We start from the raw sequence: 12,655 nt of genomic DNA on the forward strand, positions 1-12,655 counted from the left end.
GGGAGCCCGCCCCGGGACGGTCACAGCTGGGTCGGCTGGCGTTCGGTGAGGCCGTACTGCTTGGCGATGGTGTTCCAGAGCGCGGCGGCCTTGGCCTTCTCCGTGCTCGCCGTGCCGCTCGCCCGGTTGCCGGCCTGCGTCTCGCCGGTGGTGCGGGCCTTGCCCTTCTTGCAGCCCTTCTTCCCGGCCGTCTGGTCGGCCCAGGCCGCGTAGTGGTTGTCGGCCGACGCCGAGGCCTGCCACGCCTTGGTGAGCGCGGCGGTCAGCTCGGCGTGGCCGGGCAGCTTGTCCACGGAGAGCTGGGAGAGGCTGGTGACCAGCCCGGTGCGCTGCTTGGCGGCCTCACGCAGGTCCTTGGCCGCCTGGGGCAGGTTGTCGCAGGACCTCACGTCGGCCACCGCGTTGATCACGCTGGTCCGGCTGCTGCCGCTGTCGGCCAGCAGCTTGTCCAGCTCGACCGCCTGCTGCCGGACCGGGTCGGCGGACGGTGACGCCGAGGCCGACGCGGTGTCCGCGGGGGCCGTGGCCGACACCGTCTGGTTGCCGCCCTTGTCGTCGCCGCCGTCCCCGCCGGCCATCATCGCGCCGGCGCCGACCCCGACGACGGCGATGCCGACGCCCACGGCCGCGAAGAGCGGCAGCCGCGAACCGGTCCGGCCGCCCCGGCCGCCGCCCCGGCCCGCGTCGTCGCCGCCGCGGCGCCTGCCGCCGCCTCCCGGGCTCTGCGGGACGTACGCGGCCTGGTCGGCGGGGTACGCGGAGCCCGGCTCGTCGAAGCGGGGCATCTGCTGGGTGGAGGAGGCCGGGCCGTCGGCGCCCGGGGCGCTGCGGAAGAGGCTGTCGAACTCGGCGGGCGGCTGCCGGGCGTCGTCGGGGCCGGGAACGCCGCCCTGGGGTCCCGCGGGGGGCCCGGCGGGCACGGGCGCGATGTACTGCGTGGCCTCGGCGTCGGGGTGGGAGACCGCCGGGGCGGGCTGGTGGCCGGCCCCGGGATGCGGCGCGTGCCCGAGGAACTGGGTCGCGTCGGGGAGGGTGCCCGCGGGTCTCTCGGGAGGCAGCGCCCCCGGGCTCACGGGCGGTATGTACTGCGTCGCCCCTTCGTCGGCGGGCATGCCGACTGGCGGCAGGTACTGGGTGGCACCCTCGTCGGCCGACGGGAGCGGCGCGGACGGCTGCCCGTGCTGGCCGTGCTGGCCGTGCTGGCCGTACGCCGGCTGCCCGTACGCGGGCTGCCCGTAGTCCTGCCGGCCGTACTCCGGCTGCCCGTACGGCGGCTGCGCGCCCTGGGCGTGCCCGGCGGCGGCCGGACCGCCGTACGCGGGCGGCTGGGCGTTCTCCGGGGGCAGCGGGCCGGGGCCCGCCTCGGGCGGCAGGCCGCCGGGGCCCTGCCCGGGCCAGGCGTGCTGCCCGGCGGGCGGGCCGGCCTCCGGGGACCCCCAGGGCTGGGCGTCGGGCGGAGTGGGCCAGCTCTGCCCCTGGGACGGTCCGTACTGCTGCTCGGGTCCCCACGGCTGGTCCCAGGCCTGGGCGCCGGGCGGCGCCGAGGCGGGTGCGGGCCGAGCGGCCTCCGGCCCGGCGGGTCCGCCCGCCGAGCCCGGCAGCAAGGGCGCGCCGCCGTCCGAGGGCAGCACGATGCCTTCGCGCGCTTGCCGCGGCGAGGGCTCCTCGCCCTGTCCACTCTGCGTCACCGGGACTCCTGTGAATGGGGGACCTTCGGAATCGTCGGCTCACGCTACCGGGTACCCCGAGCCCCCTGCCACGCCGCCCGGGGCGTGACCCTCTTCCCTGTGACCGCAGTAACAAAACCGTGCCCCGGCACGCTGTTTACGTTCCTTTCCACTCTCCGCACCGCGTTTCACCGGACGTTCACGCGGCGGCGGGCAGCTCGAGCCGTGCGCCGAACTCCCGCACCACCGCCTCGTCCCGGTAGGGCTCCAGGCGCTGCTGGAAGTCCTCGAGGTACTCGGCGCCCCGGTTGGAGCGCAGCGTCTCCAGCAGGTCCACGGCCTTCAGCGCGGTGTGGCAGGCCTGTTCGATCTCCCGCTGCTGCACCTGCGCCGTGGCGAGCAGCACATGGCCGATGGCCCGCCTGCGGGCCCTCGACTCGGGATGTCCCGCCAGGGACTCCCGGGCGCACCGCGCCGCCGCGTCGGCCTGCCCGAGGTCCCGGTGGCAGTGCGCCAACTCGTCGGCCAGGTAGGCCCGGTCGAAGTGCGCGATCCACGCCGGGTCGTCCCCCGAGGCCGGGTCGGCCGCCTCCATCGCCCCGACCGCGCGTCCGGCGGCCGCCTGGGCCGACCGGACGTCGCCGAGCAGGGCGTGGCCGCGCGCCTCGGCGGCGTGGAACATCGACTCCGCGCGCGGGGTGACCCGTCCGCGCGCGCCCTCCTGCGCCGCGCGCGCCAACTGCGCGATCTCGCGCGGGTTCCCGAGCTGCGCGGCCAGGTGGCTCATCGACGCGGCGAGGACGTAGCCGCCGTAGCCGCGGTCGCCGGCCGCCTGCGCGAGCCGCAGCGACTGGATGTAGTACCGCTGGGCCAGGCCCGGTTGCCCGGTGTCGACGGCCATGTACCCGGCGAGCTCGGTCAGCCGGGCCACCGTGGCGAACAACTCCCGCCCGACCGCCTCGCGGTAGGACCCCGCGAGCAGCCCGGAGACGACGCTGTTGAGGTAGTGCACCACGACCGGGCGCACGTGCCCGCTGCCGTACTGGTGGTCCAGGTCCACCAGCGCCTGCGTCATCGCCCGCACCGCCGCCACGTCCGACTGGCCCACCCGCGGCCCGGCCGAGCGCGACACCTGGGGGTCGGGCGCGGAGATCAGCCAGTCGCGGCTCGGCTCGACCAGCGCGGACGCGGCGACGGAGGAGCCGGACAGGAAGTCCCGCCGCCCCACGTCGCTGCGCCACAGCTCGCAGACCTGCTCGATGGCCCCCAGCACCGTCGGCGAGAACTGGAGGCCGACGCCAGACGCCAGGTTCTTGCCGTTGGCCATGCCGATCTCGTCGATCGTGACCGTACGGCCGAGCTTGCGCCCCAGCGCCTCCGCGATGATCGCCGGTGCCCGGCCCCGCGGCTGCTGTCCGCGCAGCCAGCGGGCCACCGACGTCTTGTCGTACCGCAGGTCGAGGCCGTGCTCGACACCGCACATGTTCACCCTGCGGGCGAGGCCCGCGTTCGAGCAGCCCGCTTCCTGAATGAGCGCCTGCAGCCGTTCGTTCGGCTGTCGCGCGACGAGAGGCCTTGCGGCCATGGCGTACCCCCATGCGGTCTCGATGCTGTCCCGGCGAACGCGAGATGTCCGGCCGTGAGGATCAATGCCCCGCCGACGTGCCGACAATGCGAGGCTTGCGCGGTTTGCCGGGGTTACGGCCGGCACCGGCCCCAGACGTGGCTACCCACCCCCGGCCACGGATCCTCCCGCGCGCCCCCGTACATGCACCCATGCGCCCCGGATGTGGGATCGGTGCTCCTCCCCCGCGCGCGCGGGGGCCGTAACCCGGGGTGGGTGCGGGAGTTGTGCTCCACGTGGAAGAGACCATCCCGGGTGCCGAAACCGCTCAGATCCCGCAGCAGCGCGGAACGTCGCTGCTGGAGACCGCCGTCCGCTACGCCGAGGAGCGCCACTGGGACGTGTCGCCCGGGACCTGGCTGGAGGCCGCCGACGGGGTGCAGCGCTGTTCCTGCGGAGACGCGGCGTGCGCCGCCCCGGGCGCACACCCCGCGCGCGAGGACTGGGCGGCGCAGGCGACGGGCAGCGCGACCGTCGTCCGCCGGCTGTGGCAGCAGCAGCCGGCCGCGTCGGTCCTGCTGCCCACGGGACGGACGTTCGACGCGATCGACGTGCCCGAGTCCGCGGGCTTCCTCGCGCTCGCCCGGATGGAGCGGATGGAGCTGACGCTGGGCCCGGTGACGCTGGCGCCGGACCGGCGGATGCGGTTCTTCGTGCTGCCGGGGGCCACGGCGAAGGTGCCCGATCTGGTGCGCCGGCTGGGGTGGTCGCCGCGGGCCCTGGACCTGGCCGCGTTGGGCGAGGGCGCGTACGTGGCCGCGCCGCCCACGCGGTACGGGACGCGGGGCGCCGTGCAGTGGGTCCGCCGGCCGACACCGGCGAACCGGTGGCTGCCGGACGTGGAGGAGCTGATCTCTCCGTTGGCGTACGCGTGCGGCAGGGATCGTTAGGACGGCGCCGTCGTCCCGTGGCTCGTGCCTGACGGCGGCTGCGGGTTCGTTCCGGTTCCGCGCGTCCCCGCGCCCCTGGCGGGGCGCGCCTCCCCCGTAGGGTTCGAGGTGACGGAGGGAGACGTGGTGGGCACAAGCGCCGTGCGTGTACAGGGGCTCTGGAAGCGGTTCGGGCAGCAGGTCGCCGTGAGCGGGATCGATCTGGAGCTGCCCGCGGGCAAGTTCATCGGACTCGTCGGCCCGAACGGGGCCGGGAAGACCACCACGCTCTCCATGGTCACCGGGCTGCTCCGGCCCGACCAGGGGTCGGTCGAGGTGGTCGGGCACGACGTCTGGCGGGACCCGGTCGAGGTGAAGGCCAGGATCGGGGTGCTGCCGGAGGGGCTGCGGCTGTTCGAGCGGCTGTCGGGGCGGGAGTTGCTCGCCTACTCGGGCCGGCTGCGCGGACTGCCCGGCGCCGAGGTGGACAAGCGGGCCGCACAGTTGCTGGACGTGCTCGACCTGGCCGGCGCCCAGCACAAGCTGGTCGTCGACTACTCGACCGGCATGCGCAAGAAGATCGGCCTCGCGGCCGCCCTGCTGCACAACCCCGAAGTCCTCTTCCTGGACGAGCCGTTCGAGGGCGTCGACCCGGTGTCCGCGCAGACGATCCGGGGCGTCCTGGAGCGCTACACCGCCTCCGGCGCCACCGTCGTCTTCTCCTCGCACGTGATGGAGCTGGTGGAGTCGCTGTGCGACTGGGTGGCCGTCATGGCCGCCGGGCGCATCCGCGCCACGGGCACGCTCGCCGAAGTACGCGGTGACGCCCCCTCGTTGCAGCAGGCCTTTCTCGAACTCGTCGGCGCGGGCGCCCGGGACACCGGAGGCGACCTCGACTGGCTGGGCGGCGGGGCACGATGAGCGCCCGCACCGCCCCCGCCACCACCGCGACCACCCAGCCCACGCCCGTCACGGCCGTCTTCGTGCGGCTGAAGCTCTCCCTGCTGCGCAACGGGCTGCGGCAGTCCGGCGGCCGGCGGGCCGCCTACGTCGCCTCGGCCGTCGTCGTCCTGCTCTTCACCGCGCTCCAACTCATCGGCCTGGTCGCCCTGCGCGGACACGCGCACGTGGACGCGCTGACCGTCCTGTCCGCGGCGGTCCTCGGCCTGGGCTGGGCGGTGATGCCGCTGTTCTTCCCGAGCGGCGACGAGACCCTGGACCCGACGCGGCTGGTGATGCTGCCGCTGCGGCCCCGCCCGCTGGTGCGGGCCCTGCTCGCCGCCTCGCTGGTGGGCATCGGGCCGCTGTTCACCCTCTGCATGTTCGCCGGTTCCGTGGTCGCGGTCGCGCACGGCGGGGCGGCGATCGCGGTCGGCGCCGTCGGCGCCGTCCTCGCGCTGCTGGTGTGCGTGACCCTCGCGCGGGCCGTCGCCGCCGCCAACGTCCGGCTGCTGACCAGCCGCAAGGGCCGCGACCTCGCGGTGCTGAGCGGACTGGTCGTCGCGGTCGGGGCGCAGCTCGTCAACCTCGGCGCGCAGCGGCTGGGCACGTCCGGTCTGGGACAGCTCGACCCGGTGGCCGACGTACTGCGCTGGGTACCGCCCGCCTCGGCGATCGGCGCCATGGACGCGGCGAGCGACGGGGCGTACGGCACCGCCCTCGCCCAGCTCGCGCTGACCGCGGCGGCCCTGGTGCTGCTGCTGTGGGTCTGGGCGCGGCACCTGACCCGGCTGATGACCTCGCCCGACGGCTCCACGCTCCAGGCGGCCGGGGGCGGGCCCGCCCGCGAGCCGGGCTCGGCGGGCCCGGCCCGGCTGCTCCCCGCGGGCCGCACCGGCACCACCATGGAGCGCACCCTGCGGTACGTGTGGCGCGACCCCAAGACCAAGGCGGCCTGGGTGACCTCGCTCGCCATCGGCCTGATCGTGCCGGTGTTCAACGCCTGGCAGGGCACCGGCTCGGTCTACTTCGCCTGCTTCGCCGCCGGAATGCTCGGCGTCCAGATGTACAACCAGTTCGGCCAGGACACGTCCGCCTTCTGGATCGTCGCCATGACGATCTCCTCGACGCGCGACGCGTACGTCGAGCTGCGCGCCCGCGCGCTGGCCCTGCTCCTGATCACGCTGCCGTACGCCACCCTGGTCACCGTCCTGACCACCGCGATGCTCGACGACTGGCAGCGGCTGCCCGAGGCGCTCGGCCTGTCCTTCGCCCTGCTCGGCGCGATGCTCGCGACCGGCGCCTGGACCTCCGCGCGCTTCCCCTACTCCATCCCGCAGGAGGGCCACAAGAACGTGGCCCCCGGCCAGGTGGGCCTGGCCTGGATCTCCATCGTCGGCGGGATGATGGGCGCGGCCCTGCTGTGCGCCCCGGTCATCGCGCTGACGGTCTGGCTGAACGTGCGCGAGGGCGGCGACGCGTGGAGCGCGGTCCTGCTGCCGGTGGGCGCGGTGTACGGCGCGGTGATCACCCTGCTCGGCCTGCGTCTGGCCGCCCCGCACACGGCCCGGAGGCTGCCGGAGATCCTCGCGGCGGTGAGCAGGGGGTGACCGCGGACGCGACCGGGCCCCGTGCCCTGGTCGCCGGTGAGGACACTCGCGCCGGTTACCTGTTTGAACACGTGCGCGTCGGTCACCTACCGTGCCGCGCATGACGCAGCGGCGGGCGATTCTGAGCGGTTCCCTGTTCGAGGAGCGGATCGGGTACGCCCGGGCCGTCGTCGACGGGGACCGGGTGCACGTGTCGGGGACGACCGGGTTCGACTACGCGGCGATGACCATCGCCGACGACGTGGTGGAGCAGGCCGAGCAGTGCCTGCGCACCATAGGGGCCGCGCTCGCCGAGGCGGGCTGCACGTTCGCGGACGTGGTGCGGGTCCGGTACCTGCTGCCGGAGCGGGAGGACTTCGAGCCGTGCTGGCCCGTGCTGCGGCGGGTGTTCGGCGAGGTGCGGCCGGCGGCCACGATGGCGGTGTGCGGGCTCGCCGACGAGCGGATGCGGATCGAGATCGAGGTGGACGCGCGCCGGGGACCCGTAGGGCCCGGCTCGGGCCTGCGGATCGAGGTCGTGGACGGCGAGGCCATGGCGGAGGAGTGGCGGCACGTCCACAACGTGATCGTCCCGCCCGCCGCGATGTCCCCGGCGGACGTGCGCGAGCGCGGCGTCCGCTACCGGCTGGAGAACGCCTACCTGGGGGACGTCCTCGTCGGGTGCTCCACCGTGCGTCCGCCGCAGGGGGACGCACGGGTGGCGACCGTGATCGCCCGGGTGCTGCCGGCGTTCCGGGGGCGCGGGATCGGCGCGGCGCTGTACGAGCGGGGGCTGGCGCACGCGCGCGGGCTCGGTGCCGCGGCGGTGGAGACGGTGGTGCTGGCGGCCAACGAGGAAGGGCTGCGGTTCGCCGCGGCGCGGGGGTTCACCGAGCTGGAGCGGTACGTGCTGGACGGCGAAACCGACGAGTGGGTCGATCTGCGGCTGGCGGCCGGAGTGTGACGGCGGGACCCTTGATGACAGGGGCGTATGCCGAGTTTCCGCTGCGCAACGATTTCCGCAATCTTGCGGGAACCCGGTGTGTGCTGCATCACGTTCGAGTTGAATGAAGACCAGTGAAGGAACCGGCGTACGGTGCGGCGGACGCAGCCTGCAGGGGGTTCAGGTGAGTGCATCCCGGCGTAGTGGGACCACGGACGAGCTGGGGCCGGACGAACCGGAGCAGCCCGAGCGGGACGGCGCGGACCTGTTGGCCGCCCTCCTCGACGGGATGGACGCGGCCCTGTGCGCCTTCGACGCGGAGGGCGTCGTCACCCACTGGAACCGTGAGGCCGAGCGCATCCTGGGCTGGACCGCGGCCGAGGCCGTGGGGCGCCAGGGGTTCGCCGGCTGGGCGGTGCGCAGCGCGGACGCGGGCGAGGTCGAGGAGCGGCTGCTGTCCGCGATGCGCTCGCCCGGGCGTCAGGTGAACGAGTTCGCGCTCCTGACGAAGGACGGCGGGCGGGTGCTGGTGCGCACCCAGTCGGCGGCGGTGCGCGGCCCGGACGGCAGGCCGGCCGGGGTGTACTGCGCGTTCAGCGAGGTCCACACGCAGATCGACCTGGAGCGGTCGATCGCGCTGAGCGAGGCGCTGCTGGAGGAGGCGAGCTGGGGTGTCGTCCTCATGGACGTGGACCTGCGGCCCGCCGTGGTCAACGCGCACGCGGCGCGCGCCCTGGGCACCGCCCGCGGCTCGGTCCTGGGCCGGCCGCTCGGCGATCTGCTGTCCCAGGGCGTGGAGGAACTGGAGAGCGCGCTGACCCACGTCCTGGCGGAGGGCGCGCCGCCGGCGCCCGCCGAGATCTGGGTGAGTGTGCGTACCACCGACGGGGAGCGGCGGCGGTGCTGGCGCAGCGGGTTCGTGCGACTGTCGTCGCCGCTCGCGGAGGAGCCGGTGCCGCTGGGGGTCGGCTGGCTGTTCCTGGACGTCACCGAGGTCAAGCAGGGCGAGCAGGAGGCGTCGCTGCTGCGCTTCCGCGCCAACCAGCTGCACCGGGCGGCGCGGGCGGCGGCGGAGTGCGAGGACCCGGCGGAGGCGGCGACCGTGCACCTCGACTTCGCGCTGGCCGGGTTCGCGGACCACGCGCTGATCGACCGGGTGGCGGGCGGGTCGCTCGCGGACTCCGGGACGGCGGACCCCGTCCGCCTGGTGCGGGTCGCGACCACGCCCTCCGGGGCGCCGGGCACCGGTCTGCCGTCCGGTGCGGCCGGGCTGCCGGCGCGGTACGGCGAGGGCCATCCGGCACTGCAGTGCGTGGAGCGCGCCGGCTCGGTGCGGGCCAGCGCGGGCACCGGCACCGTGCCGCCCGAGCGGGCGCGCCGGTGGGCCGAGACCCGGCAGTGGCCTTCGGACACGGTGCACGCGCTGTGCACGGTGCTGCGCAGCCGGGGGCGGACGCTGGGCGTCCTGACGTTCCTCCGCGGCGCGGGCCGCAACGCCTTCGAGCGGCCCGACGCGATGTACGCCGAGGACGTGGCGGTGCGCATCGCGACGACGCTGGACCTGGCCGGGGCGGTCGAGGAGTAACCGGGCCGCGGGCGTGCGCGGTCGGTGCCGGTGTCGCGGTCGGTGCCGGTCTGCGCGGTCAGTGCCGGTAGAAGATCCGGTCGCCGTACTCCGCCAGCACGCGGCCGTTCCACTCGTGGCCGCCGTCCACGTTGCCGGAGCGCAGCAGGGGCGGCTCGATGCCGTGGTCGGCGAGGGCGCCGGCCGCCGTGGCCATCACGGCCTGCATCAGCGCCGTGGTGACGACCGTGGACGCGGGCGCGAAGGGCGCCGGGACGGTGTCGAGGGTGAGTTCCGCGTCGCCGACGGCGATCTTCGAGTCCAGGACGAGGTCGCAGTGGTCCTTCAGGAAGGTGCCGGAGCCGTGCCGGGACCTGGTCTCGGACGCGTACGCCACCGAGGTCACGCCGATGACCTTCACGCCGAGTGCGCGGGCGTTCATGGCCATCTCCACGGGGAGCGCGTTGCGCCCGGACAGGGAGATGATCACCAGGGCGTCGCCCGCGCGCAGGGGCGACGAGTCGAGCACGGCGCTCGCGAGGCCGTCGACGCGCTCCAGGGCGGAGCCGAGCGTGGCCGGCATGACGTCGACGCCGACGACGCCGGGCACGGCGAGCAGGTTCATCAGGGCGAGTCCGCCGGCGCGGTAGACGACGTCCTGCGCGGCGAGGGAGGAGTGACCGGCGCCGAAGGCGAAGAGGCGGCCCCCGTCGCGGACGGTGTCGGCGAGCAGGGTGCCGGCCGCCTCGATGGCGTCGGCCTCCTCGTCCCGGACGCGGCGCAGCAGGTCGATCGCCGCGTCGAGGAACTGGCCGGCCGGCTTGCGGTCGCTCATGCGGGGCCCCTTCGGTGTGGCTGCGTCGCGGATCACGGTGCGGTCCCCAGCGGTGCGGTGTCAATACGGCCGGGCGGGCCGTGCGGCGGTGACCGGCGGGGCCGGCCGGGCCGGCTCATCGCGGCGAGGGACGCTTGTCGGTGGTATGCGTCAGAATTGGAGCAGGGCCAGCGCACGCGCCGGTGGGCCTCCTCCTCCGGCAGATCTCACCAAGGGGCACGTATGTCCGGACTGATCGACACCACGGAGATGTATCTCCGCACCATCCTCGAGCTGGAGGAGGAAGGTGTGGTCCCCATGCGCGCCCGGATCGCCGAGCGGCTCGACCAGAGCGGCCCGACGGTCAGCCAGACGGTGGCGCGGATGGAGCGCGACGGCCTGGTGTCCGTGGCGGCCGACCGGCACCTGGAGCTGACCGACGAGGGGCGCCGGCTGGCCACGCGCGTGATGCGCAAGCACCGGCTCGCGGAGTGCCTGCTCGTCGACGTGATCGGCCTGGAGTGGGAGCAGGTGCACGCCGAGGCCTGCCGCTGGGAGCACGTGATGAGCGAGGCCGTCGAGCGCCGCGTGCTGGAGCTGCTGCGGCACCCGACCGAGTCGCCGTACGGCAACCCGATCCCGGGCCTGGAGGAGCTGGGCGAGACGGACGGCGCGGACCCGTTCCTGGACGAGGGCATGGTGTCGCTCGCCGACCTGGGTCCGGGCCCCGAGGGCAAGACGGTCGTCGTGCGCCGCATCGGCGAGCCGATCCAGACGGACGCGCAGCTCATGTACACGCTGCGCCGGGCGGGCGTGCAGCCGGGCTCGGTGGTGAGCGTGACGGAGTCGGCGGGAGGAGTGCTGGTCGGCAGCGGCGGCGAGGCGGCCGAGCTCGAGGCGGACGTCGCGTCGCACGTGTTCGTCGCCAAGCGCTGAGACGTCCGCACGGGCGCTCACGGGGCCCTCGGCCGGCCGGTGGCGCGGACGGCGCGGAGGTTCGCGCCGGGTTCCGAGCCGCCGTGCCGATCCCGTCGGTTCCGGGACGGGGTGCGCCGAACGGCAGCGGTCGCGCGCCGCGCGTGCGAGGCTGTCGCCCGAGGCGTACGGCGGGTCCGGCGGTGCCGGGCCCGGCCGGAGAGGGGGAGGGACATGCCGGAGAGACGCGGAGGGCCCCGGCGCCTTGCGGCGCCGGGGCCTGTCCTCCCCTGTGCTGACCCGGAGCCCCGAGCTCTCAGGGTCAATCCCCTCGGACCGTTTTCCCCGAGCGGTCCGCCTCCCGTTGAAGATCTCCCCTCGGCGACGGCGATCAATCCCTGAGGGGTGTCACTCGAACGAGGGGTGTTGCCTGGCGGGACAGTATTTTCGAATACCCATTCGATACTCTGCGGTGGTCGGACACGAACGGCCCGCACAACGGGCGCCCGGCAGGACGGGCGCGGACACCGGACGCGGCGGGCACGACAGGGCGCAGGCACGACAGGGCGCGACACTTGGGGGTGCCAGGACCTATGGCGCGGCGCATCGACGTGACCGGGGCGGGCGGGGTACGCCTCGCCGCCTGGGAGTTCGGCGACCCTCCCAAGACCGACGGGACGCCCGGCGCGGGCCCGGCGGACGGCGGCGGCCCGCCCGGCGTACTGCTGCTGCACGGCCTGATGGGCCGGGCGTCGCACTGGGCGACCACGGCGCGCTGGCTCTCCGCGCGCCACCGGGCCGTCGCCCTCGACCAGCGCGGCCACGGCCGCAGCGAGAAGCCCCCGGAGGGCGTCTGCTCCCGGGATGCCTACGTCGAGGACGTCGAGGCGGCCCTGGAGCAGCTCGGCCTCGGCCCGGCCGTCCTCGTCGGTCACGCCATGGGGGCGCTCACCGCCTGGCAGCTCGCCGCCAGACGGCCCGATCTGGTCCGCGGCCTGGTCGTCTGCGACATGCGGGCCTCCGCGCTGGGCGCCGCCTCGCAGCAGGTGTGGGCCGAGTGGTTCCGGGCCTGGCCGGTGCCCTTCGCGACGCTCGCCGACGTGCGCAAGTGGTTCGGCGAGGACGACCCGTGGGTGGAGCGGCCGAACCCGGCCCGCGGCGAGTTCTACGCCGAGGTGATGGCCGAGTCCCCGGACGGCTGGCGCCCCGTCTTCGAACCCGAGCAGATGCTGCGGACCCGCGAGACCTGGGTCCACGACGCCCACTGGGAGGAGCTGGCCCAGGTCCGCTGCCCCACCCTGGTCGTGCGCGGCCTGGACGGCGAACTCGGCCGCGCGGAGGCGCAGGAGATGGTGCGGGTCCTGCCGCGCGGCCGGTACGCGGAGGTCGCCGACGCCGGTCACCTCGTCCACTACGACCAGCCGGAGGCCTGGCGGGCGGCCGTCGAACCGTTCCTGGACACCCTCGGCGCGGCAGGTTCTCCGAAAATGGGTTGATCCGCCGGGGACGGCTTTCTAGTGTGGTTGTCACTTCGGAAAGGAGGTGGTTCGGCAAATGTATGAATACCGGACGGAAGAGGTGGCTGCGGGCTAGCAGCCCGTCACCACATCCTGTGCGGTGCCGGACCAGCGTGTGTGCCTTGCGCGCAGCCGGCCAATCCATCGCAGTCACCCGACCCGCGAGTCGCCGGTACGTCCGGCCGGCTCCTCCACGGAGGAACCAGACTCGCGG

10 protein-coding genes are annotated in these 12,655 nt (G+C 74.8%); 7 read left to right on the plus strand and 3 right to left on the minus strand.

Going from position 1 to position 12,655, the window contains the following annotated elements:
* Positions 1-20: 20 nt before the first annotated feature.
* Together AC0VYN_RS33215 and AC0VYN_RS33220 are read right to left on the minus strand one after the other, a co-directional pair.
* Complete coding sequence (locus AC0VYN_RS33215; RefSeq protein WP_475533954.1) at positions 21-1,688, minus strand: hypothetical protein; 1,668 nt, start codon at positions 1,686-1,688, stop codon at positions 21-23.
* Positions 1,689-1,866: 178 nt separating this feature from the next.
* Entirely contained in the window at positions 1,867-3,252 is a 1,386-nt protein-coding gene (locus AC0VYN_RS33220; RefSeq protein WP_475533955.1) for a tetratricopeptide repeat protein, read from the minus strand.
* Between the two features lie 275 nt (positions 3,253-3,527).
* Between AC0VYN_RS33220 and AC0VYN_RS33225 the strand changes: the two genes are divergently transcribed.
* From AC0VYN_RS33225 to AC0VYN_RS33245, 5 genes are all read left to right on the plus strand, one after another.
* Positions 3,528-4,181 (plus strand): bifunctional DNA primase/polymerase, encoded by a 654-nt coding sequence (locus AC0VYN_RS33225; RefSeq protein WP_475533956.1) that lies wholly within the window; start codon positions 3,528-3,530, stop codon positions 4,179-4,181.
* A 108-nt stretch (positions 4,182-4,289) separates the two neighbouring features.
* Entirely contained in the window at positions 4,290-5,081 is a 792-nt protein-coding gene (locus AC0VYN_RS33230; RefSeq protein WP_385464446.1) for an ABC transporter ATP-binding protein, read from the plus strand.
* Positions 5,078-6,709, plus strand: coding sequence for a transporter (locus tag AC0VYN_RS33235; protein ID WP_475533957.1), 1,632 nt, complete (start codon positions 5,078-5,080; stop codon positions 6,707-6,709). The genes AC0VYN_RS33230 and AC0VYN_RS33235 overlap by 4 nt, the downstream gene beginning before the upstream one ends.
* 100 nt (positions 6,710-6,809) lie before the next feature.
* Positions 6,810-7,652, plus strand: coding sequence for a GNAT family N-acetyltransferase (locus AC0VYN_RS33240; RefSeq protein WP_385464440.1), 843 nt, complete (start codon positions 6,810-6,812; stop codon positions 7,650-7,652).
* Positions 7,653-7,755: 103 nt separating this feature from the next.
* A complete protein-coding gene (locus AC0VYN_RS33245; protein ID WP_475533958.1) occupies positions 7,756-9,216 on the plus strand; it encodes a PAS domain-containing protein in 1,461 nt (486 codons plus the stop codon).
* A 58-nt stretch (positions 9,217-9,274) separates the two neighbouring features.
* Here AC0VYN_RS33245 and AC0VYN_RS33250 read toward each other — a convergent pair whose 3' ends face one another.
* Positions 9,275-10,030 (minus strand): SIS domain-containing protein, encoded by a 756-nt coding sequence (locus AC0VYN_RS33250; RefSeq protein ID WP_475533959.1) that lies wholly within the window; start codon positions 10,028-10,030, stop codon positions 9,275-9,277.
* A 222-nt stretch (positions 10,031-10,252) separates the two neighbouring features.
* On the opposite strand from AC0VYN_RS33250, the gene AC0VYN_RS33255 reads away from it, so the two are divergent.
* Positions 10,253-10,945 (plus strand): iron-dependent transcriptional repressor DtxR, encoded by a 693-nt coding sequence (locus tag AC0VYN_RS33255; protein ID WP_225637286.1) that lies wholly within the window; start codon positions 10,253-10,255, stop codon positions 10,943-10,945.
* Positions 10,946-11,517: 572 nt separating this feature from the next.
* The gene (locus AC0VYN_RS33260) at positions 11,518-12,420 is read left to right on the plus strand and encodes an alpha/beta fold hydrolase (RefSeq protein ID WP_475533960.1); all 903 of its coding nucleotides are present in this window, start codon (positions 11,518-11,520) and stop codon (positions 12,418-12,420) included.
* The last annotated feature ends 235 nt before the right edge of the window (positions 12,421-12,655 follow it).

The sequence above is a fragment of the Streptomyces sp. 63XJN7_1_ISO-PGPR-S23-121 genome (assembly GCF_056173025.1).

Excerpts from the sequence above, each read along its gene's own strand:
- AC0VYN_RS33235 (WP_475533957.1), top strand. The coding sequence starts at position 5,078 with ATGAGCGCCCGCACCGCCCCCGCCACCACCGCGACCACCCAGCCCACG.
- AC0VYN_RS33250 (WP_475533959.1), bottom strand. The coding sequence starts at position 10,030 with ATGAGCGACCGCAAGCCGGCCGGCCAGTTCCTCGACGCGGCGATCGAC.
- AC0VYN_RS33240 (WP_385464440.1), top strand. The coding sequence starts at position 6,810 with ATGACGCAGCGGCGGGCGATTCTGAGCGGTTCCCTGTTCGAGGAGCGG.
- AC0VYN_RS33260 (WP_475533960.1), top strand. The coding sequence starts at position 11,518 with ATGGCGCGGCGCATCGACGTGACCGGGGCGGGCGGGGTACGCCTCGCC.
- AC0VYN_RS33220 (WP_475533955.1), bottom strand. The coding sequence starts at position 3,252 with ATGGCCGCAAGGCCTCTCGTCGCGCGACAGCCGAACGAACGGCTGCAG.
- AC0VYN_RS33255 (WP_225637286.1), top strand. The coding sequence starts at position 10,253 with ATGTCCGGACTGATCGACACCACGGAGATGTATCTCCGCACCATCCTC.
- AC0VYN_RS33245 (WP_475533958.1), top strand. The coding sequence starts at position 7,756 with ATGAAGACCAGTGAAGGAACCGGCGTACGGTGCGGCGGACGCAGCCTG.